The organism is Streptomyces sp. NPDC059897 (assembly GCF_042730865.1).
Taxonomy (GTDB): Bacteria; Actinomycetota; Actinomycetes; order Streptomycetales; family Streptomycetaceae; genus Streptomyces.
Genome location: NZ_JBHWKQ010000019.1, coordinates 51,774 through 72,685, shown reverse-complemented (window position 1 = coordinate 72,685; position 20,912 = coordinate 51,774). Strand labels below are relative to the sequence as shown.

The 20,912-nt window shown below is 71.0% G+C and carries 20 protein-coding genes; 14 read left to right on the top strand and 6 right to left on the bottom strand.

The features are described from left to right. The first annotated feature begins 6 nt into the window (after nucleotides 1-6). The 4 genes from dnaJ to ACFV9W_RS21825 all read left to right on the top strand — a co-directional run bounded on the left by dnaJ (nucleotide 7) and on the right by ACFV9W_RS21825 (nucleotide 3,595). Nucleotides 7-1,194, top strand: coding sequence for a molecular chaperone DnaJ (gene dnaJ / locus ACFV9W_RS21840; protein ID WP_385763328.1), 1,188 nt, complete (start codon nucleotides 7-9; stop codon nucleotides 1,192-1,194). Between the two features lie 5 nt (nucleotides 1,195-1,199). Beyond that, nucleotides 1,200-1,667, top strand: coding sequence for a heat shock protein transcriptional repressor HspR (locus ACFV9W_RS21835; RefSeq protein WP_385763327.1), 468 nt, complete (start codon nucleotides 1,200-1,202; stop codon nucleotides 1,665-1,667). 68 nt (nucleotides 1,668-1,735) lie between these two features. Next, nucleotides 1,736-2,260: a GNAT family N-acetyltransferase gene (locus ACFV9W_RS21830; protein WP_385763325.1), complete on the top strand. Its 525-nt coding sequence runs from the start codon at nucleotides 1,736-1,738 to the stop codon at nucleotides 2,258-2,260. Between the two features lie 210 nt (nucleotides 2,261-2,470). Further along, the gene (locus tag ACFV9W_RS21825) at nucleotides 2,471-3,595 is read left to right on the top strand and encodes a sugar ABC transporter substrate-binding protein (protein ID WP_385763323.1); all 1,125 of its coding nucleotides are present in this window, start codon (nucleotides 2,471-2,473) and stop codon (nucleotides 3,593-3,595) included. 23 nt (nucleotides 3,596-3,618) lie between these two features. On the opposite strand, the gene ACFV9W_RS21820 is transcribed toward ACFV9W_RS21825, so the two are convergent. Together ACFV9W_RS21820 and ACFV9W_RS21815 are read right to left on the bottom strand one after the other, a co-directional pair. Continuing rightward, nucleotides 3,619-4,596, bottom strand: a complete 978-nt coding sequence (locus ACFV9W_RS21820) for a LuxR C-terminal-related transcriptional regulator (protein WP_385763321.1) — start codon at nucleotides 4,594-4,596, stop codon at nucleotides 3,619-3,621. Beyond that, entirely contained in the window at nucleotides 4,593-5,564 is a 972-nt protein-coding gene (locus tag ACFV9W_RS21815) for a helix-turn-helix transcriptional regulator (protein ID WP_385763319.1), read from the bottom strand. Before ACFV9W_RS21815 ends, ACFV9W_RS21820 begins: the two co-directional genes overlap by 4 nt. 245 nt (nucleotides 5,565-5,809) lie before the next feature. On the opposite strand from ACFV9W_RS21815, the gene ACFV9W_RS21810 reads away from it, so the two are divergent. Together ACFV9W_RS21810 and ACFV9W_RS21805 are read left to right on the top strand one after the other, a co-directional pair. Then, nucleotides 5,810-5,938 (top strand): hypothetical protein, encoded by a 129-nt coding sequence (locus ACFV9W_RS21810; RefSeq protein WP_385763317.1) that lies wholly within the window; start codon nucleotides 5,810-5,812, stop codon nucleotides 5,936-5,938. Continuing rightward, complete coding sequence (locus ACFV9W_RS21805) at nucleotides 5,935-6,279, top strand: hypothetical protein (protein WP_385763315.1); 345 nt, start codon at nucleotides 5,935-5,937, stop codon at nucleotides 6,277-6,279. Before ACFV9W_RS21810 ends, ACFV9W_RS21805 begins: the two co-directional genes overlap by 4 nt. Nucleotides 6,280-6,396: 117 nt before the next feature. On the opposite strand, the gene ACFV9W_RS21800 is transcribed toward ACFV9W_RS21805, so the two are convergent. Further along, nucleotides 6,397-6,819: a pyridoxamine 5'-phosphate oxidase family protein gene (locus ACFV9W_RS21800; protein WP_385763313.1), complete on the bottom strand. Its 423-nt coding sequence runs from the start codon at nucleotides 6,817-6,819 to the stop codon at nucleotides 6,397-6,399. Nucleotides 6,820-6,987: 168 nt separating this feature from the next. On the opposite strand from ACFV9W_RS21800, the gene clpB reads away from it, so the two are divergent. Then, entirely contained in the window at nucleotides 6,988-9,585 is a 2,598-nt protein-coding gene (gene clpB, locus ACFV9W_RS21795) for an ATP-dependent chaperone ClpB (protein WP_385763311.1), read from the top strand. Between the two features lie 106 nt (nucleotides 9,586-9,691). After that, nucleotides 9,692-10,231 carry a YbjN domain-containing protein gene (locus ACFV9W_RS21790; protein WP_385763309.1) on the top strand — a complete coding sequence of 180 codons (540 nt, stop codon included), beginning with the start codon at nucleotides 9,692-9,694 and terminating at the stop codon, nucleotides 10,229-10,231. A gap of 61 nt (nucleotides 10,232-10,292) precedes the next feature. Here the strand turns inward: ACFV9W_RS21790 and ACFV9W_RS21785 are convergent, their stop codons facing one another. The 3 genes from ACFV9W_RS21785 to ACFV9W_RS21775 all read right to left on the bottom strand — a co-directional run bounded on the left by ACFV9W_RS21785 (nucleotide 10,293) and on the right by ACFV9W_RS21775 (nucleotide 13,513). Further along, nucleotides 10,293-11,666 carry a PQQ-binding-like beta-propeller repeat protein gene (locus ACFV9W_RS21785; protein WP_385763307.1) on the bottom strand — a complete coding sequence of 458 codons (1,374 nt, stop codon included), beginning with the start codon at nucleotides 11,664-11,666 and terminating at the stop codon, nucleotides 10,293-10,295. Next, the gene (locus tag ACFV9W_RS21780) at nucleotides 11,663-12,235 is read right to left on the bottom strand and encodes a SigE family RNA polymerase sigma factor (protein WP_385763305.1); all 573 of its coding nucleotides are present in this window, start codon (nucleotides 12,233-12,235) and stop codon (nucleotides 11,663-11,665) included. Before ACFV9W_RS21780 ends, ACFV9W_RS21785 begins: the two co-directional genes overlap by 4 nt. A gap of 75 nt (nucleotides 12,236-12,310) precedes the next feature. After that, nucleotides 12,311-13,513: a pyridoxal phosphate-dependent aminotransferase gene (locus ACFV9W_RS21775; RefSeq protein WP_385763303.1), complete on the bottom strand. Its 1,203-nt coding sequence runs from the start codon at nucleotides 13,511-13,513 to the stop codon at nucleotides 12,311-12,313. Nucleotides 13,514-14,297: 784 nt separating this feature from the next. Between ACFV9W_RS21775 and ACFV9W_RS21770 the strand changes: the two genes are divergently transcribed. The 6 genes from ACFV9W_RS21770 (at nucleotide 14,298) to fbaA (ending at nucleotide 20,837) form a co-directional block, all read left to right on the top strand. Beyond that, nucleotides 14,298-14,822 carry a DUF2617 family protein gene (locus tag ACFV9W_RS21770; protein WP_385763301.1) on the top strand — a complete coding sequence of 175 codons (525 nt, stop codon included), beginning with the start codon at nucleotides 14,298-14,300 and terminating at the stop codon, nucleotides 14,820-14,822. Nucleotides 14,823-14,933: 111 nt separating this feature from the next. Further along, nucleotides 14,934-16,457 (top strand): polyamine aminopropyltransferase, encoded by a 1,524-nt coding sequence (locus tag ACFV9W_RS21765; protein WP_385763299.1) that lies wholly within the window; start codon nucleotides 14,934-14,936, stop codon nucleotides 16,455-16,457. A 929-nt stretch (nucleotides 16,458-17,386) separates the two neighbouring features. Further along, nucleotides 17,387-18,238 (top strand): SRPBCC family protein, encoded by an 852-nt coding sequence (locus ACFV9W_RS21760; RefSeq protein WP_385763297.1) that lies wholly within the window; start codon nucleotides 17,387-17,389, stop codon nucleotides 18,236-18,238. Between the two features lie 26 nt (nucleotides 18,239-18,264). Next, nucleotides 18,265-19,059 carry an aldose 1-epimerase gene (locus ACFV9W_RS21755; RefSeq protein WP_385763295.1) on the top strand — a complete coding sequence of 265 codons (795 nt, stop codon included), beginning with the start codon at nucleotides 18,265-18,267 and terminating at the stop codon, nucleotides 19,057-19,059. A gap of 24 nt (nucleotides 19,060-19,083) precedes the next feature. Further along, entirely contained in the window at nucleotides 19,084-19,638 is a 555-nt protein-coding gene (gene pyrE / locus ACFV9W_RS21750) for an orotate phosphoribosyltransferase (RefSeq protein ID WP_385763293.1), read from the top strand. A 167-nt stretch (nucleotides 19,639-19,805) separates the two neighbouring features. Continuing rightward, entirely contained in the window at nucleotides 19,806-20,837 is a 1,032-nt protein-coding gene (fbaA, locus tag ACFV9W_RS21745; RefSeq protein ID WP_385763291.1) for a class II fructose-bisphosphate aldolase, read from the top strand. Nucleotides 20,838-20,912 lie beyond the last annotated feature (75 nt).

The window sequence follows — 20,912 nt, the reverse complement described above, 5'->3', positions numbered from 1 at the left end:
AGGCCGATGAGCACCAAGGACTTCATCGAGAAGGACTACTACAAGGTCCTCGGCGTCCCCAAGGACGCCACCGACGCCGAGATCAAGAAGGCGTACCGCAAGCTCGCCCGGGAGAACCACCCCGACGCCAACAAGGGCAACGACAAGGCGGAGGAGCGCTTCAAGGAGATCTCCGAGGCGAACGACATCCTCGGTGACCCCAAGAAGCGCAAGGAGTACGACGAGGCGCGCGCCCTGTTCGGCAGCGGCGGGTTCCGTCCGGGACCCGGCGCCGCCGGCGGCAACGGCTCGTTCAACTTCGACCTGGGCGACCTCTTCGGAGGCGGCGCCCAGGGCCAGGGCGGTCCGGGCGGCTTCGGCGGCGGCATCGGCGATGTGTTCGGCGGCCTGTTCAACCGGGGCGGCGCGGGCGCGGGCACGCGTACGCAGCCGCGCCGTGGCCAGGACATCGAGTCCGAGGTGACGCTCAGCTTCACCGAGGCGGTGGACGGGGCGACGGTCCCGCTGCGGATGTCCTCCCAGGCCCCCTGCAAGGCGTGCTCCGGCACCGGCGACGCGAACGGCACACCGCGCGTGTGCCCGACCTGCGTCGGCACCGGACAGGTCTCGCGGGGCGGCGGTGGCGGCTTCTCCCTCACCGACCCGTGCGTGGACTGCAAGGGCCGCGGACTGATCGCCGAGACGCCGTGCGAGGCCTGCAAGGGCAGCGGGCGGGCCAAGTCCTCCCGCACCATGCAGGTGCGCATTCCGGCCGGGGTCAGCGACGGGCAGCGCATCAGGCTGCGCGGCAAGGGCGCTCCCGGTGAACGGGGCGGCCCGGCGGGCGACCTGTACGTCGTCGTGCACGTCGACGCCCACCCGGTCTTCGGCCGCAAGGGCGACAACCTCACGGTCACCGTCCCGGTGACCATCACGGAGGCGTCGCTCGGCGGCGAGGTCAAGGTGCCCACCCTCGGCGGACCGCCGGTCACCCTGAAGCTGCCCGAGGGCACGCCGAACGGGCGGACGATGCGGGCCCGCGGCAAGGGCGCCGTCCGCAAGGACGGCACGCGCGGCGACCTGCTGGTGACGGTCGAGGTGGCCGTCCCCAAGGACCTTTCGGAGGACGCCCGCAGCGCCCTCGAGTCGTACCGCAAGGCGACTGAGGACACCGACGTGCGGGCAGAACTGTTCAAGGCCGCGAAGGGAGCGTGAGGGTGATGGACGGGCAGCCGGGTCGTCGGCGCAGCAATCCGTACGAACTGACCGACGAGACGCCGGTGTACGTCATCTCGGTGGCGGCACAGCTGTCCGGCCTGCACCCGCAGACCCTGCGCCAGTACGACCGGCTAGGCCTGGTCTCGCCCGACCGCACGGCCGGGCGCGGCCGCCGCTATTCGGCCCGCGACATCGAACTGCTGCGCACCGTCCAGCAGTTGTCGCAGGCCGAGGGCATCAACCTCGCCGGTATCAAGCGCATCATCGAGCTGGAGAACCAGGTCGCCGCGCTGCAGTCCCGGGTGGCCGAACTCTCCTCGGCAGTGGAGAGCGCGGCCTCCGCGATCCAGCAGCGCGAGGCCGCGGTGCACGCCTCGTACCGCCGGGACCTGGTCCCGTACCAGGAGGTCCAGCAGACGAGCGCGCTGGTGGTGTGGCGGCCGAAGAACAGGCGGTCGCAGGACCAGTAGCCGTACGCACGTGAAGGGCCCCGGAGGCGTCGTCTCCGGGGCCCTTTGCGATGCCGCAGGATGGACCCATGACCGAGATCCGCACCCCCCGCCTCCTGCTGCGCCGCTGGCACCCCGACGACGACCTCGCCCCGCTCGCGGACATCCAGACCGACCCCGCCGTGATGCGCCGTATCGGCGACGGCGTTCCGCGTTCCCTCGACGGGACCGCCGAGGACATCGAGCGCTGGGAGGAGGAGTGGGACGACGAGGGCTTCGGGGTCTTCGCCGTCGAGCTTCTCGGCTCCGGCGAGCTGGCGGGCGCCGTCGGCCTGTACGTTCCCGATGCCCCGCCGCAGGTGGCGGGCCACGTCGGCATCCAGTGGCGGCTCGCGCGGCAGTTCTGGGGCCAGGGGTACGCCTCGGAGGCGGCGCAGGCCACGCTGGAGTTCGCGCTTCAGGACCGGGGCATCGACCGGGTCGTCGCGGTCGTCGCGGAGGACGACGCCTCCTCGCTGAAGGTTGTCCACAAGCTGGGGATGACCTCGCTGCCGGGCGGGGCGGAGGGCGGCCTGCGGGTGCACGCGATCGACCTGACCGAGTTCGAGGCCTGAGCGGGCCGGGTGGCCTGATCGTTCTGTGAAGTTCCTGTGTGGCTTGCGGGAAGGTGTCCGGTATTCGCCGTCTTCGGCTTCATGTGAAGAAGTAATGGACCCGTTTTCGTTGCGGTGTGGCTTCACCTCTTGACGGTCCGTGGGCGGGCGAGTTGGCTTTCGAGCCACCTCGGCCGCACCGTCGCGGCCACGTCAGGGAGGTATCCGCACATGAACACGCGTATGCGTTGTGCCGCCATGGCCGGCGCCGCATCCGTCCTGGTCGCCTCGCTCTCGGCCTGCGGCGGCGTGCTGCCGGGCGACGACAGCGAGCCCAGCGCGTCCGCCAGCAAGGGGAACGACGTCAAGATCGGTCTGCTGCTCCCGGAGAAGGAGACCGCCCGCTACGAGAAGTTCGACCACCCCATCTTCGAGCGTCAGGTGGCGAAGCTGACGCACGGCAAGGGGGAGCTGGTCTACGCCAATGCCAAGCAGGACGCGGCCCTCCAGCGCAAGCAGCTGCAGGAGATGATCGCCGCGAAGGTCGACACGATCGTCGTCGACGCCGTGGACGCCAAGGACATCGCCCCGGCCGTGCGCAAGGCGAAGAGCGCGGGCATCCACGTCATCGCGTACGACCGGCTCGCCCAGGGCCCCGTCGACGCCTACGTCGGCTTCGACAACGAGCTCGTCGGCCAGACCCAGGGCAAGGCGCTGATCTCCGCCCTCGGCGGGGCCAAGGCCACCAAGCGCGACAAGGTCGTGATGGTCAACGGCTCGCCCAGCGACCCCAACGCCGCGCAGTTCAAGGCGGCCGCCCGCGCGGAACTCGGCAACGCCGTGACCGTCGCGAAGTCGTACGACACCGCGGGCTGGAAGCCGTCCAACGCCAAGGCCAACATGGAGCAGGCGATCAGCGCGCTGGGCGTCGACAGCATCGCGGGCGTCTACGTCGCCAACGACGGCATGGCGGGTGGCGTGATCGAGGCCCTGGAGGAGGTCGGCGTCCGCAAGCTGCCGCCGATCACCGGGCAGGACGCCGAACTGGCCGCCGTGCAGCGGATCCTGACCGGCGAGCAGTACATGAGCGTCTACAAGCCGTACCCCGACGAGGCGCAGACCGCCGCCGAGATGGCGGTGCGGGTCTCGCAGGGCCGCGACATCGAGTTCGAGGCGCTGGCCATGGACCGCACCGACAGCCCGACCACCAAGCAGATCAGGACGGCGAGCGTCAGCGTCGTCGCGCTCACCAAGGACAACATCAAGAGCACCGTCGTCAAGGACAAGATCTTCTCGGTCGCGCAGATCTGCACGCCGAAGTACGAACAGGCGTGTGTGGAGGCCGGGTTGAAGTAGCCCCCCACGTACCGCGTGACCGGCTAGTCGGTGTCTTCCAGGATGCCCGAGCGGCCGATCAGAAAGCCCAGTTGCGCCCTGCTCTCGCTGCCCAGCGTCGCCGCGAGCTTCGCGATGTGCACGCGGACCGTGCGGATGTTCATGCCGAGCCGCTCCGCGATCACCGCGTCCGTGTGGCCCTCGATGAGCAGCGTCGCGATGGTGCGCTGGCGCGTCGTGACGCCGTCCGAGGCCGGTTCCTCGACCGCCGTCTGCGGGAACATCGGCGTGGCCAGCCGCCACAGCCGCTCGAACGTGGTCGCCAGGTAGGAGATCAGCGCCGGATGCCGCAGTTCCAGGGCCACCGTACGGTCCTGGTTCGCGGGGATGAACGCGACGGTGCGGTCCAGCATGATGAGCCGCTCGGTCACTTCGTCGAGCGTGCGGACCTGCACGTCACCGGCCAGCTGCTCGAAGTGGGCGAGCACGGCCTGCGAGTGGCGTGACGTGTGCTGGTAGAGCGTGCGCATCCGGCAGCCGCGGGCCAGCAGTTGCTGCTCCTTGGGCAGGGCCGAGGCGAGCAGGGGGGCCGGGCGGTGGCCGCCCGGCTGGATGGTGAGCAGCTCGGTCGACGAGGTGGACATGGCCTCGCCGATCGCGTCGTTGATGCGCTGGAAGCCGAGCAGGACGGTGATCATGGGCGCGTCCGGGACGGCCGCCCGCTCCGCGTCCAGGGCCATCAGCGGGGCGAAGGTCTCGGCCAGCTTCGCCTCCTGGCTGCGGCGCAGGGCGATGTTCTCCTCGACGGCCCGCAGCAGCCGGGGCAGCGCGATCGCGGGGGGAACCGGTCGCAGCCACCCGGGGTCCCCGGTGTCCGGGCGCAGCAGCGCGTGCGCTTCGAGGCAGGGAACCGGCTCGGAGTCCGCGCGCGGTACGCGGCCCTCGCGCAGGGCGCGGGTGTAGAGCCGCATGCCCGCCTCGCACACCTCGCCGACATCGTGCGCATGAGCCCTGAGGGTCACGACTCGCTCCCTCTGCTCGGTGCGGGGGTGTTTGTCTCGAGCATTCCGGACTGCGCGATGAGATAACCGAGTTGGGCCCGGCTTCCGCTGCCGAGGGCGGCCGCGAGTTTGGCTATGTGGGCGCGGCAGGTGCGTACGTTCATCCCGAGCCGGCGGGCTATCGCCTCGTCGACGTGGCCTTCGACGAGGAGTTTGGCGATGGAGCGCTGGACGCCCGTGATGCCGTCGGTCGGTGGCCCGTAGGGGGTTTCGTCGAGCAGCGGGACCCCGCGCTGCCAGAGCTGCTCGAAGACATTGGCCAGATATTCGACAAGACCCGGGTGGCGCAACTCCAGGGCGGCCTGCCGGTCTTCGCGCGCGGGAATGAACGCGACCGAACGATCGAAGATGATCAGCCGCTCGACGAGCTCCTCAAGGGTGCGGATGTCGACGTTTCCCTGGGCCAGGGCTTCCGCGTAGGCGAGGGTGCCGTGACTGTGCCGCGCCGTGTGCTGGTAGAGCGTGCGCATCGTGATGCCGCGATCGGTGATCTCCCTGCCCATCCGCAGGGCCTTGGTGAGCGTGTGCTCGTCCCGGCCCCCTCCGGGCTGGACGGTGAGCATCTCGGTCTTGCACTCGGCGAGGGCCGCTTCGATGGCGCTGTTGATCCGCTCCTTGCCCTCGAGCACCGTGATGGAGTGGGTGGTCGGTTGCCGCTGGGCGCTGATGGCCAGGAATGGCTCGAAGGCATCGGTGAGTTCGATCGCGAGAGCCCTTCTTTCCTGTATCTCGCGTTCGAGCGGATGCAGTCGTTGCGAGAGCGCCGCCGTCGGCGGAACCGGCCGGAGCCAGGCGGAGTCATCAGGATCGGGATGCAGGAGCGCGAAGTCCAGCAGGCAGGGAGCCGAGGAGATTTCGCTGCGCGCGATGCGTCCTGAGCGCAGGGCCGTCGCGTACAAATGCCTCCCGGCGTCGCACAGCTCGGTCATGGCGTGTGGATGTGCCTGATTTGAGCTGGTATTGGGCATAGCTCCACCCCCCAGGGTCCTGAACGTGCAGGAACATGATGCATCGACCCTGTGGTGTTTGCGTGGCCGAATGAGCCATCGTCGTGGAGAGCCGGGGGAGAGAATCCATGAAAGCGAGGACGGGACCCGCTATGCGTAAGGGAATACTTCGCGCCGTTGTTGCCGGCGCTTTTTCCGCCGGGCTGGTCCTCGGCGCGATCGGGCCGATGGACGCCATCTGGAACTCCGCGCCCACGACCCAGGCGGACGCGATCTGGAACGTGGCGCCCACGACCGTCCAGGCACTTCCCGCCGATGCGATCTGGAACTCCGCGCCCACGGACACGGGCGCATGATCACCCCGCCCGACGACCGGTCGTTACGCCGGGAGATGGCGATCGCCTACCGCTCCGGTTGGCACACCATCGACCTCGTGACCGCGGTTCCGAGCGACGGTGACTCCCTCATGGTCACCCTGTTCGGAGAGCCCATCATCGTGGTCCGCGAGGGCGACGACATCAGGGCCTACCGGTGTCTGCGCCGACCGCGCGGAGCCCCACAGCCGGTACGTACGGTCGTCCGATACGGAATGATCTTCGTCAACCTCGACCAGCGGGACCATGAACTGGTCGGCGAGGCGGCACCCGAGCCCTCGCAGTCCCACCCACGCTCCACAGCCACCCCCCGCAGTGCCTGACGCGATGCCCCCGTCGTTGTAGATCGCGCAGGTGCTTCCCCCCTGCAGCGGCGTCACCGTGTACCTGACACGGTGGCGCCGCTGCGGTCGTTCTACGCGTTGTCCGGGGCCGTCGTTCTACGCGTTGTCCTGCGGCTCCTTCGGGAGGTTCGCCGTCGCCCGGTCCACCGCGATCTCGATGACCACCCGGTCCGGATTCGGCCGCGGCGTCTTGTAGCGCTCGGCGTACCGGCGCTCCGCGTCCGCGACCTCCGCCGGCTCCGTGCGCACCGTCGCCGCGCCCTCCAGCGTCGCCCACCACCGGCCGTCGACCTGGCACACCGCGACCCGCCCCGAGCCCTCGACGACGTGCGCCGCCTTCCGGGTGCCCTTGCCCGTGATGACCCGGGCGACCCGCGCCTCGGCGTCGTACGTCACCCCGACCGGGACCACGTGCGGCGTGCCGTTCGCCCGCAGCGTCGTCAGCGTGCACAGGTGCCGCTCCCGCCAGAAGTCGAGAAACGCGGAACCGGGGGCGTCGAGGTCGATGCGCTTGGCCATGAACGGGAACCTATCCGAGGTACCGGGGAACCCGTCCCGGAGGTCAGGGCCCGGGGCGCTGTCGCGACCGGCCTTGAGTGGAATAGACTCAACTTTGTGCACGTTGGAAGAGTCAGAGTGAGTTTCCCTAGTACACAGTTTCCCTAGGACACGGAGGAGAACAGGCACGTGGACGCCGAGCTGACGAACCGGAGCCGCGACGCGATCAACGCGGCGAGCAGCCGGGCCGTGTCCGGGGGCAACCCGGATCTGACCCCGGCCCACCTCCTCCTGGCCCTGCTGGAGGGCCAGGACAACGAGAACATCACCGACCTCCTGGCGGCCGTCGACGCCGACCAGGCACAGGTGCGGGCCGGCGCCGAGCGGGCCCTGGCCGCCCAGCCCAGCGTGACCGGATCCACCGTCGCGCCGCCCCAGCCCAACCGCGAACTGCTCGCCGTCATCGCCGACGCCTCCGAGCGCGCCAAGGACCTCGGCGACGAGTACCTCTCCACGGAACACCTGCTCATCGGCATCGCGGCCAAGGGCGGCGCCGCCGCCGACGTGCTCACCCAGAACGGGGCCGGTGCGAAGAAGCTGGCCGAGGCATTCACCAAGAACAGGGGAGGGCGCCGGGTGACCACACCCGACCCCGAAGGGTCCTACAAGGCGCTGGAGAAGTTCGGCACGGACTTCACGGCAGCCGCCCGCGAGGGCAAGCTCGACCCGGTCATCGGCCGTGACCAGGAGATCCGCCGCGTCGTCCAGGTCCTGTCCCGGCGCACCAAGAACAACCCCGTGCTCATCGGCGAGCCCGGCGTCGGCAAGACCGCCGTCGTCGAGGGCCTCGCCCAGCGCATCGTCAAGGGCGACGTACCGGAGTCCCTCAAGGACAAGCGGCTCGTCTCGCTCGACCTCGGCGCGATGGTCGCCGGCGCCAAGTACCGCGGCGAGTTCGAGGAACGCCTCAAGACCGTCCTCTCCGAGATCAAGGAGAGCGACGGCCAGATCATCACCTTCATCGACGAGCTGCACACCGTCGTCGGCGCGGGCGCGGGCGGCGACTCCGCCATGGACGCCGGCAACATGCTCAAGCCGATGCTCGCCCGCGGCGAACTCCGCATGGTCGGCGCGACCACCCTCGACGAGTACCGCGAACGCATCGAGAAGGACCCGGCCCTGGAACGCCGCTTCCAGCAGGTACTGGTCGCCGAACCCTCCGTCGAGGACTCCATCGCGATCCTCCGCGGCCTCAAGGGACGCTACGAGGCGCACCACAAGGTGCAGATCAACGACAGCGCCCTCGTCGCCGCCTCCACCCTCTCCGACCGCTACATCACCTCCCGCTTCCTCCCCGACAAGGCCATCGACCTCGTCGACGAAGCGGCATCCCGCCTGCGCATGGAGATCGACTCCTCCCCCGTCGAGATCGACGAACTCCAGCGCTCGGTCGACCGGTTGAAGATGGAGGAGATGGCCCTCGCCAAGGAGACCGACCCGGCCTCCCGCGACCGCCTCGACAAGCTCCGCCGCGACCTCGCCGACAAGGAGGAGGAGCTGCGCGGCCTCACCGCACGCTGGGAGAAGGAGAAGCAGTCCCTCAACCGCGTCGGTGAACTGAAGGAAAAGCTCGACGAACTCCGCGGCCAGGCCGAACGCGCGCAGCGCGACGGCGACTTCGACACCGCGAGCAAGCTCCTCTACGGCGAGATCCCCACCCTGGAAAGGGACTTGGAGGAAGCCTCCGAGGCCGAGGAGGAGGCTTCAAAGGACACCATGGTCAAGGAGGAGGTCGGCCCCGACGACATCGCCGACGTCGTCGCCTCCTGGACCGGCATCCCGGCAGGCCGCCTCCTCGAAGGCGAGACCCAGAAGCTCCTGCGCATGGAGGACGAACTCGGCAAGCGCCTCATCGGCCAGACCGAAGCGGTCCGCGCGGTCTCCGACGCGGTCCGCCGCACCCGGGCAGGCATCGCCGACCCCGACCGCCCCACCGGCTCCTTCCTCTTCCTGGGCCCCACAGGCGTAGGCAAGACAGAGCTGGCCAAGGCCCTGGCCGACTTCCTCTTCGACGACGAGCGGGCCATGATCCGCATCGACATGTCGGAGTACAGCGAGAAGCACAGCGTCGCCCGCCTCGTCGGCGCGCCTCCCGGCTACGTCGGCTACGAGGAGGGCGGCCAGCTCACCGAATCGGTCCGCCGCCGCCCGTACTCGGTGGTGCTGTTGGACGAGGTCGAAAAGGCCCACCCCGAGGTCTTCGACATCCTCCTCCAGGTCCTCGACGACGGCCGCCTCACCGACGGCCAGGGCCGCACGGTCGACTTCCGCAACACGATCCTGATCCTGACGTCGAACCTGGGCAGCCAGTACCTGGTGGAACCCCTCACGTCGGCCGAGGAAAAGAAGCAGCAGGTCCTGGAGGTCGTCCGCGCATCCTTCAAGCCCGAATTCCTCAACCGCCTCGACGACCTGGTCGTCTTCTCGGCCCTCGACAAGGACGAGCTGCAGCGCATCGCGAACCTCCAGCTCAACCGCCTCGCGAAGCGCCTCGCCGACCGCCGCCTCACCCTGGACATCACCGACGAGGCCCTGGCCTGGCTCGCGGACGAGGGCAACGACCCGGCCTACGGCGCCCGCCCCCTGCGCCGCCTCATCCAGACCGCCATCGGCGACCGCCTCGCCAAGGAGATCCTCTCCGGCGAGATCAAGGACGGCGACACGGTCCGCGTCGACACATTCGGCGACGGGCTGATCGTGGGGGCGGCGACGGGGAAGACGCTGTAACCCGGACCGCCGCGAAACGCCCGCGTCCCTGTGAAGGGGCGCGGGCTTGCCCTTGGGGGGCCTCGGTGGGAGAGGATGGCGGCATCCGTACGAAGGGACCAAGCAAGTGAGCATCGACCCGTCCTCGATTCCCAACTTCGGGGGACAGCCCGACCCGCAGGAGGGCGCGGGACCGGCCGGTCCCGTCGTTCCCGACCAGGAACTGGTCAAGCAGCTCCTGGAGCAGATGGAGCTCAAGTACGTCACCGACGAGGAGGGTGACCTCGCGGCGCCGTGGGAGGAGTTCCGTACGTACTTCATGTTCCGCGGCGAGGGTGACCAGCAGGTCTTCTCGGTGCGGACGTTCTACGACCGGCCGCACGGCATCGAGATCAAGCCGCAGCTGCTCGAGTCGATCGACGACTGGAACCGCCGCACCCTGTGGCCGAAGGTCTACAGCCACACCCACGACGACGGCACCGTCCGCCTCATCGGCGAGGCGCAGATGCTGATCGGCACCGGGGTCTCGCTCGAGCACTTCGTGTCGTCGACGGTCAGCTGGGTGCGCGCCGCGATCGAGTTCGACCGCTGGCTGGTGGAGCAGCTCGGCCTGGAGGCCGACGTCGACTCCGCGGAGAAGCCGGAGGACGGCAACGACTCCCAGTGAGCCGCTGAGCCGTGAAGGGTGAAGCGCCCGGTCCCGTGAGGGGCCGGGCGCTTCGTCGTGCCTACGATCCGTGGGCCGTCGGCTTCGGGTCGATGCGGAACAGGTTCTCGCCGGACTGGCCGATGAGGCCGTGGCGTCCCGCGGTCATCAGCTCGGGGGCGATGCCGCCGTCCACCGGGCGCTTGGGCAGGTCCGCCTTGCCGCGCCAGCGCACCGTGCCGTCGTCGAGGTCGAGGCCGACCATGTTGCCGGTCGGGTCGAGGAAGTAGGCGATCCGGTCGGCGAGGTTCACGGCGGCGGCGGAGGGCAGTTCGTAGGTGTCGGGGCCGGTGGGGTCCTTGCGGAGCCTGAGGCCGGTCGGGGTCGCCCACAGCTGCTTCCCGTCGGCGGCCGACCATGCGAGGGCCGTGCCGTCCGTGCGGACCAGGAGCATGACGCCGTCCGCGATCACGCCGCCGCGCGGTCCGTCGGCGCGGTGCCGTGTCACCTTCCCGGTGTCCGTGTCGACGCGGATCAGGTAGGTGGGGCCGGGGTCGCCGGCGTACCCCTGTTTTCCGGCCGGGGCGCTGAGCAGCACCGTGTCGCCGTCCCTGCCGACGTATGACGTCATGCCCTTGATCGTCGCGACGGTGTGCGGGCGGCCGGTCGCCGGGTCGAGGCGGACGACGGTGCTGCGCTGCGGTGTCTTCTCGCTGTCCGGTGAGCACATCAGGTGCGGGGCGCCGTCGATCGCGGCCGCGGTGCAGTCGGCCTGCTTCCACTTGTGGGTCCACAGGGTGCGGCCGGTCCTGGGGTCGAGGGCCGCCGTGCTCTTGAAGGTGGGGGTGTTGGCGAGGATGCCGCCGTCGAAGAGGACGGCGGAGTCGGCGTCGCGGCTGTCGTCGGCCAGCTTGTGCTTCCAGAGCACCTTGCGGCTGTCGAGGTCGATGGCGACGACGTCGGTGCCGGGGTACGAGGTGCCCGGGGCGTGGTCGGCGTAGGAGTAGAGGATGCCGTCGCGGACGCCGGGGACCGAGCCCGCCGGGGCGCCGCCTCCGTCGGGGTGCGCGGCCTTGCGCTGCCAGACGGCCTTTCCGGTGCGGGTGTCGATGCCGACGCCGTCGTAGCCGGCGCCCCGGCAGTACACGGCGCCGGGCCCGGTGGCGCAGGCGTCCCACGTGGTCCTGCCGGGCAGTGTGGTCTGCCAGCGCAGTTTGCCCTCGCGGCTGACGTGGGCGGGCGACGCGTGGTCGCGGCCGCCCGTGCCGGTGACGACGACGGTGCCGAAGACGACGGCGGTGAGGCCGAGGGCGGCGCCGGTGACGCGCAGGGTGGTGCGGCGCCTGCGGCGGCGTACGAGACGGCCGGCGAGGTCCGTGGGGGCGGCGGTGGTGGTGTCGGGGGTCCAGGTGCGCAGGACGTCCCGGAGGGTGCGGTCGAGCTGGTCGGCGTTCATGCGTGGGCTCCCTTCGGCGCCGTGCCGTTCGCGGGGCGGTCGGGATCGGTGGCCGGGGCGGGGTGCCGGGCGTCGAGTTCCGGCGCGAGTGCGCGCAGCCGGGCCAGGGAGCGGTGGGTGGTGCTGCGTACGGTGCCGATCGAGCAGTCGAGGGTGGTCGCCACTTCGCTCTCGGACAGGTCCTCGAAGTAGCGCAGGACGAGCATGGTGCGCTGGCGCGGGGTGAGCCGGGCCAGGGCCTTGGCCATGGTGATGCGCAGATCGGCGTCGGCGGTGCCGTCCGCGGTGCCCTCCTCGCGCCACACCGTGCGCGAGGCGTCGAAGGTCGGCTCGCGGTGCGGGCGGCGCAGTCGCCAGCGGCTGACCTGGTGCCGGTACATCACCTTGCGGACGTACCCCTCGGGGTCGTCGATGTGCCGCCAGCGCCCCAGCGTCTTCATCAGGGCGGTCTGCACGAGGTCTTCGGCCTCGTGCCGGTCGCCGCCGGTGAGCAGGTTCGCCAGGCGGAGCAGGGTGCCCCACCTGGCGTCGACGAAGTCCTGGAACCTGAGCTGATCCTGCGGATCCATTGGCCCTCCCGTTCTCTGACGCCCACAAGGACGCGTGGAGCACGGGACATCTATGCCTGTCGTGCGGGCCTTCTTCTACCGGTTGCCTACTTTGGCGAGCCGTGCCGTCGCCTCGCTGAGGACCTCGTCCTGCTTGCAGAAGGCGAAGCGGACGAAGGGGGCTCCGGCCGTGCGGTCGTCGTAGAAGACGGCGTTCGGGACGGCGACGACGCCGCAGCGTTCGGGGAGGGCGCGGCAGAAGGCGAAGCCGTCGTCGAAGCCGAGGGGACGGATGTCGGTGGTGATGAAGTAGGTGCCCTGGGGGCGGAAGACGGTGAAGCCGGCGTCCTCGAGGCCGGTGGCGAGGAGTTCGCGCTTGGCCGTCATGGTGGCGCGGAAGTCGGAGAAGTACGTGTCGGGGAGGGCGAGGGCCTCGGCGACGGCGTACTGGAAGGGGCCCGCGGAGACGTAGGTGAGGAACTGCTTCGCGGAGCGGACCGCCGTGACGAGCTCGGGCGTGGAGGTGATCCAGCCGACCTTCCAGCCGGTGAACGAGAACGTCTTGCCCGCGCTGCCGATGGTGACGGTGCGCTCGCGCATGCCGGGGAGCGTGGCGAGCGGGATGTGTTCGGCGTCGCCGTAGGTGAGGTGTTCGTAGACCTCGTCGGTGACGACCAGGAGGTCGCGTTCGACGGCGAGTTCGGCGATGGCGGTCAGTTCGGCGCGGCTGAGGACGGTGCCGGTGGGGTTGTGCGGGGTGTTGATGAGGAGGAGGCGGGTGCGGGGGGTGATCGCGTCGCGCAGTTCGTCGAGGTCGAGGCGGAAGGAAGCGTCCCCGTCGGTGGTCGGGCGCAGCGTGACCGGGACGCGGGTGCCGCCGGCGAGGGCGATGCTCGCCGCGTACGAGTCGTAGTAGGGCTCGAAGGCGATCACCTCGTCGCCGGGTTCGACGAGGGCGAGGAGGGAGGCGGCGATGGCCTCGGTGGCGCCCGCGGTGACCAGGACCTCGCGGTCGGGGTCGAACTCCATGCCGTAGCGGCGCTGCTGGTGGGCGGCGATCGCGGTGCGCAGCTCGGGGATGCCGGGGCCGGGCGGGTACTGGTTGCCGTGCCCTTCGCGCAGTGCCCGTACGGCGGCCTCGCGCACCTGCTCGGGGCCGTCGGTGTCGGGGAAGCCCTGGCCGAGGTTGATGGCGCCGGTCTTGACGGCGAGCGCGGACATCTCGGCGAAGATCGTGGTTCCGAACTCGGCGAGGCGGCGGTTGAGGAGGGGGCGTGCGCTGGAGGTCATGGCGGCCATCCTGCGCCGAACCTCTGGACTTGCTCAACTCCTGCTTGGCCCGGTTCGGGCGGGGGCATTTCCCTGTCACGCCCGCTCGGGGCGGCCCCTCGGGGGATACGGGGGAAGAGAGAGGAGGGCCGGTGATGGACGTGTTCTTCATCGTGGTCTTCGTGGCGCTGGTTGTCGCCATCGTGCTCGGAACGGCCAGGGCGGGCGGCAGTGGCCGTTCGCGCAGTACCTCATTGAAGAAGAACCGGGCCGGCCGGAGCAGCTGGTGGGCCGGTGGTGGTGCCGCGAGCGGCGGCGGTTCCTACGCGTGTTCCTCGTCCGGTGACTCCGGCGGCGGGCATCACGGTCACTCGTGCGGGGGTGGTTCCTCCTGTGGCGGAGGCAGCTCGTCGTGCGGTGGCGGTGGCGGTGGCGGTGGCGGCGGTGGGTGCGGGGGCGGCGGAAGCTGACGCACGCCGACACACCTTGAACGGGCGTGCGGCCCGCGCGGAGGCGACTGACACGGGGCAGTCGGTCCGCGTGGGCCGCACGCTTGTCCGGTTGTGCCCTCGGAGGTTGTGCGCCGGGCGCGAAAGATGCTCGTGGAAGTTGAACAATTGAGCTGTGCTGCCCTCGGGGGGATGGAAACCCTCCGAAGTTGGGTAAAAACGCTGTGGCGGCGTCGCCCCCCATGATTCCCTTTAACCGTCAACGCAGCCCTCGTACTACGTAGTTATCGCGTTCTCGTGGGCACGAGCCGGCCCCTTTGATCCAGCCGGCCCCACCTCCCTTTGCGTGCTAGCGGAGCCGACCCATGCTCACGACCCTGAACACCGCCTATACCGATACGAGTGCGGCCGATCTGGCCTGGGCCCTCGGCCGGGAGCCCTTGCCCGCGCTCGCCACGCTTGACCTCGACATCGACGATGCCAGGCTTCAGCTGAGGCTACTCGGGGCCTCTCACCAGGTACTTCTCGAGGAGGAGCGCGGCACCTGTTCGGAGACCGTGGCGTGCATCCCCGGCAGCAGTACGCCGCTCCCGCTGGGCGTCGCGAAGCGCCTCGGCGACTGGGAGTACGAATTCGCGGCCCGCGTCGAGCATTTGACCGCGGGTCAATTCGCGGGCCGTGCACAGGAGTTGCTCGCCCTGGTCGCCGACCACCCGCACGGACTCGCCGGCGTCTTCCCCGGCAGCCCGCACGCGTTCACCGCGATGCTCGCCCAGCGGCACGAGGGACAGGTGCACTGGCGCACCTGGCACGCCTACCCGCAGGACGGCCAGTTGGTCGCTACCCGTACGCGGGTGGGTGCGCGGATGCCGGTGGCCGCCGCGCTGTAGCCGCGCGGGCCGGCTCGCGGTGGAAGGGTGGGTCGCGGGTATGCCTGCGGTACGTCGGTTCCACACGTGTGGGTGACCGGGTGGAGTCGTGCGGTGACGTAGCGTTCCAGGGTGATCGAACCGCACCCGCCCGTGACGACCTCAGGCCCCAGGCCCTTGGGTGGTCCGGTCCGGGCCCCGCTCCCGGTGAAGCCGCGCACCGGCCGCTTCCTCGTCCTCGCAGGAGTCTTCGTCTGCGCGGCCTGCGGTCTGGTCTACGAGCTCGAACTGGTGGCGCTCGCCTCGTACTTGATGGGCGACTCGGTCACCCAGGCCTCCGTCGTGCTCTCCGTCATGGTCTTCGCCATGGGCCTCGGTTCGCTCGCCGCCAAGCGGCTGCGGCTGCGGGCCGCGGTCGGCTTCGGGATGATCGAGGCGCTGCTCGCGCTCGTCGGCGGCTGCAGCGCCATGGCGCTGTACGCGGTGTTCGCGTGGACCGGGGACTGGGGCGGGGCCTGGGCGGACGGGCCGCGCTGGCTGCTCGTCGCGTTCTCGCTGGCCATCGGGGTGCTGATCGGGGCGGAGGTGCCGCTCCTCATGGTGCTGATCCAGCGGATCAGGCGGCAGGACGCGGGCGGGGCGGTCGCCGACCTGTTCGCGGCGGACTATGTGGGCGCGCTGGTCGGCGGGCTTGCCTTTCCGTTCCTCCTCCTGCCGCTGCTCGGGCAGTTGACGGGGGCGCTGCTGACCGGGGCGGTCAACGCGGTGGCGGGAGCGGTGCTCGTCCTCGGGCTGTTCCGGCGGGACCTGAGCCGGCGGGCCCGCTGGCTGCTGATCGTCGCGAACGTCACGGTGCTCGGCGTGCTCGCCACGTCCTGGGTGCTCGTCGACGACTTCGAGCGGGCGGCGCGGCACGCCCTGTTCGGGGCGGATGTGCGGGTCGCCGTGCAGACCGGGGCGCAGGAGGTCGTGCTCACGGGCGGCGGGCGGCGCCCCACGTCGCTCTTCCTCGACGGGCGGCTGCGGGCGGACGGTCGTGAACGGGGCCGTCCCTACCGGCAGTTCGTCGGGCCCGCGCTGCACGGGGGGCCGCGGGCGCGGGTCCTGATCCTCGGCGGGGGCGACGGGCTGGCCGCGCGCGAGGCGCTGCGCGCGCGTGGTGTGCGCAGGGTCGACGTCGTCGACCCCGACCCGGAGGTGGTGCGGCTCGCCCGGACCGACCCGGGGCTGAGCCGGCTGAACGGGCGGGCGTTCGGGGACCCGCGGGTGCGGGTGATGACGGGGGACGTGTTCGCGTGGCTGCGGGGCGCGCCGCGGGCGGTGCCGTACGACGTGGTGGTGTGCGATCTGCCCGACCCCGGCAGCACGGCGAGCACGAAGCTGTACTCGCAGGAGTTCTACGGGTTGGTGGGGCGGGTTCTCGCGGACCGGGGGCGAGTGGTGGCGCGGGTGGGCGGGGGCGCGGCGCCGCTGGGGACGGCGACCGCGACGGTGCGCTCCGCGGGGTTGCGGGCGGTGGCGTATCGCGGCGACGGGGGTGTGGGGTTCGTGGTGGCCGGGTGGGTCAGGCCGGGGCCCCTGGCGGGTGAGCGGATGGTGCGGACGGGGTCCGGGTTCGCACCGTCGACGCTGGTGCACCCCCGCTTCACCGACTGACGCCTGGCTGGCGGGGGCGGGTGGGTGGGGTCCGGGTGGGTGGTGTTGTTGCGGGGCGGCGGGGTTGTGGGGCCGTGTCGGGGGTGGGGTGGGTGGTGCTGGTTCACGGTGGCGTGGCTTTCGGCTGCGCCGGGCTTCGGTCGTCTCCCACCCTCCCGCCCCCTTCCGGGGGCTTCGGTCCGCCGGGGTTGTGCCCGTGGTGCGGTGTCCGCCGGTGTTGTTGTGCGGCGGCGGGGTTGTGGGGGCCGTGTCGGGGGTGGGGTGGGTGGTGCTGGTTCGCGGGGGCGTGGTTTTCGGCTGCGCCGGGCCTCGGTCGTCTCCCACCCTCCCGCCCCCTCCGGGGGCTTCGGTCCGCCGGGGGCGGGCGTGGGGGGTGCTGGCCTGGGCGTCGAGCTGGCCACTCAGCGTTGCTGGGCCTGGGGCGTTGAGGCGACGGCTCGGTGTGGCTGGGGCCTGGGGCGTTGAGGCGACGGCTCGGTGTGGCTGGGCCCGGGGCGTTGAGGCGCCGCTCGGTTCGCTGCCCCTCCTGGTATTGAGCCGGTCGCGCGGTCCCGCTGGCTCCTCGCGGCGTCGAGCCGGTCGCGCAACCCTGCTGGCTCCCTCCCAGCGTCGAGCCGGTCGCGCGGCCTTGCTCGGTTCCCCGGTGTTGAGCCGGTCGCGCGGCCCTGCTGGCTCCCTCGCGGCGTCGAGCCGGTCGCGCGGCCCCGCTGGGTTCCCCGGCGTTGAGCCAGTCTCGCGGCCCCGCCGCCCCCTCCCCCGAACATCGAGCCCGTCGCGCCGTGGCCGTGGGTGGTGCCATCCGTGTCGTCGCGGTCCAAGGCGGGCAGGGGTCGTTGCGGTAGCACAGGAGGAGTCGTGTCCGCCGGAAAGTCGAAAGGTGGGCCGCGAAGGGGGTACACGTGAGCGATGGGGTCGCTAGGCTCGGCGGCATGGAGCATGAGGTGTTCGTTCCGGTTCCGGCGGAGTCCCTGCGGGCGGTGCTCTGCGATTCCCAACGCGTCGACCGGGCCCTGCCCGGGTACCAGCGTGACGCCGCCGGTGGCGGAGGCCGCCTGAAGGTACGTATCGGCGGGCACACCATCACGTACCGCGGCAGCGTCACCGTGACGCAGTCGGCGGACGGGTCGTTCGCCGTGACGGGTGACGGCAGCGAGGCCCGCGGCACGGGAGGCGTGAAGTTCGCCCTGACCGCGCGGGTCGCCGCGGCGGCGGGCGGCTCCGCGGTCACCTTCTCCGGCACCGGATCGGGCGACGGCCGCGTCGCCGAGCTGCCGCGCGAGGCCGTGAAGGCGGCGGCCCACCGCCTGCTGAACCGGTTCGCGGAGAATCTCGGGGCGACCGGCCAGGAGCCGGGTTCCGATCCCGACGACGACACCCAGGACGGAGAGGGCATGGGCGCTGCCGCCGGGCCCGTCGATGACACCGTCGAGGGCGCGGGGAGCAGCCCGGTCGGTGAACCGGTCGTACCGGAGCCCCAGGAGGACGCCGTCCACGACCACTCCTCCGTCTTCGACGCCGAGATTCCGCCGCCGTCCCTCGACCCCGTCGCGGGATCCGGGACCGAGCTCCCGGCGGAGCCGGTCGCCGCGCACGCCCGGCGCACCATGATCGGCCGCAGCGCGGAGGAGGTCGACCACGCGCCGCCGCGCGGCCGGTACGCCCCGGTGCCCGCCCCCGAGGGCGTCACGACCAGCGCCACGCTGCGCTGGGCCGCCCCCGCGGCCGCCGTCGCGCTCGCCTCGGCGATCGTCGTCGGCCGGGCCCTGCGCAGGCGCCGCTGACGGTCCCCGGCATAGGCTCAGGAGCCGTGACGACACAGGAAACGACGCTGACCGCGGGCGACGCGGAAGTGACCGTGGCGCCGGGCAACGGCTGCCGTATCAGCAGCCTGAAGATCTCCGGCACCGAGCTGCTGCGGCAGGGCGAGAAGTACGGGTGCTTCCCGATGGTGCCGTGGTGCGGGCGCATCAGGGAGGGACAGTTCCGCAACGGCGGCCACGTCCACCAGATGCCGCTGAACTCCCCGCCGCACGCCATCCACGGCTTCGGCCGCGGCGCCGAGTGGACCACCGCCCGCGAGACCCGCACCGAGGCCGCGTTCACGTACGACCTCACCGACCCGTGGCCGTACAGCGGACGCGTCACGCAGCTCGTCTCGCTCTCCGAGGACTCGCTGACCCTGTCGCTGGGCATCGAGACGTACGGCGACTCGTTCCCGGCGCAGGCCGGCTGGCACCCCTGGTTCAACCGGACGATCACCGACGGCGGCAGCAGCGTGCAGATCGCCTTCGACCCGGCCTGGCAGGAGGAGCGCGGCGCGGACCACCTGCCGACCGGCAAGCGCATCGAGGCGACCCCGGGCCCGTGGGACGACTGCTTCGGGATGCCCGACGGCGTCGACGTCACGCTGAACTGGCCGGGCGCCCTCCAGGTCGAGGTGACCAGCCCCGAGCAGTGGGTCGTCGTCTACGACGAGCAGGACGCGGCCGTCTGCGTCGAACCGCAGACCGGCCCGCCGAACGGGCTGAACACGGCGCCGCGCCTGGTCACCCCGGTCGAGCCGCTGGAGGCGAGCACCACCTGGACCTGGCGTCACCTGTAAAACGCGCCCTTTAAGCTCGTAGGCATGACGACGAACGACGTGCGCGACGCGCTGCTGACGCAGATCAAGAACAAGGCCGTGGTGCACGGCAAGGTGACGCTGTCCTCCGGCATCGAGGCCGACTACTACGTCGACCTGCGCCGCGTCACCCTCGACGGCGAGGCCGCCCCGCTGGTCGGTCAGGTCCTGCTCGACCTGACCGCCGACCTGGAGTTCGACGCGGTCGGCGGCCTCACCATGGGCGCCGACCCGGTCGCCGGCGCCATGCTGCACGCGTCCGCCGCCCGCGGCGAGCGCCTCGACGCGTTCGTCGTCCGCAAGGCCGCCAAGGCGCACGGCATGCAGAAGCGCGTGGAGGGTCCGGAGATCAAGGGCCGCCGCGTGGTCGTCGTCGAGGACACGTCCACCACCGGCGGTTCCCCGCTGGAGGCCGTCCAGGCGGTGCGCGAGGCCGGTGCCGAGGTCGTCGCCGTCGTGACCATCGTGGACCGGGCGACCGGCGCCGCCGAGAAGATCACCGAGGGTGCCGGGGTGCCGTACCTCTTCGCCTTCTCGAAGGACGAGCTCGGCCTCGACTGAGACCCCGGACCCGGGTCCCGTACTTCGGGACCTTCGCCGGACTGGAGCATCCGCACAAGTCTGGAAAGATGGGGTCGACGATGATGTCACCCCTTGACGCTTGGTGAGGGTCACCGAGAACGACAACCCGAGCCCCGCAACCCGCGCGCTTTACGAGGAGACGGCAGATGGCCATCGCAACCCCGGACCAGTACAACGAGATGCTCGACCGGGCCAAGGCGGGGAAGTTCGCCTACCCGGCCATCAACGTCTCGTCGACGCAGACCCTGAACGCGGCGCTGCAGGGCTTCGCCGAGGCCGAGTCCGACGGCATCATCCAGATCTCCACCGGCGGCGCCGAGTACCTCTCGGGCCAGGGCGTGAAGGACATGGTCGTGGGCGCCGAGGCGCTCGCCGAGTTCGCGCACGTCGCCGCCGCCCGCTACGGCAACAAGATCGCGCTGCACACCGACCACTGCCCCAAGGGCAAGCTGGACGGCTACGTGCGCCCGCTGCTCGCGATCTCGCAGAAGCGCGTCGAGGCCGGCGGCCTGCCGCTGTTCCAGTCCCACATGTGGGACGGCTCGGCGGAGACGCTCTCCGACAACCTGGAGATCGCGCAGGAGCTGCTCGCCAAGGCCAAGGCCGCGAACATCATCCTCGAGATCGAGATCACGCCGACCGGTGGCGAGGAGGACGGCGTCTCGCACGAGATCAACGACAACCTCTACACCACGGTCGACGACGCGCTGCGCACCGCCGAGGCCCTGGGCCTGGGCGAGAAGGGCCGCTACCTGCTGGCCGCGTCCTTCGGCAACGTGCACGGCGTCTACAAGCCGGGCAACGTCGTGCTCCGCCCCGACCTGCTCAAGGAGCTGAACGAGGGCGTCGCCGCGAAGTACGGCCAGCCGGCCGGCTCGAAGCCGTTCGACTTCGTCTTCCACGGCGGCTCCGGCTCGACGGTCGAGGAGATCACCACCGCGCTCGAGAACGGCGTCGTGAAGATGAACCTCGACACCGACACCCAGTACGCCTTCACGCGCCCGATCGCGGGCCACATGTTCGAGAACTACGACGGCGTCCTGAAGGTCGACGGCGAGGTCGGCAACAAGAAGACGTACGACCCGCGCGTGTGGGGCAAGAAGGCCGAGGCGAGCATGACCGCCCGCATCGTCCAGGCCTGCGAGAACCTGCGTTCGACGGGTACGCGCATCAAGTAGTCCTTCCGCCAGTACTTGCGCTCGCGGGCCCGGCGTCCCCCTTCGGGGAGCCGGGCCCGTGGCATGTCGCCGCAT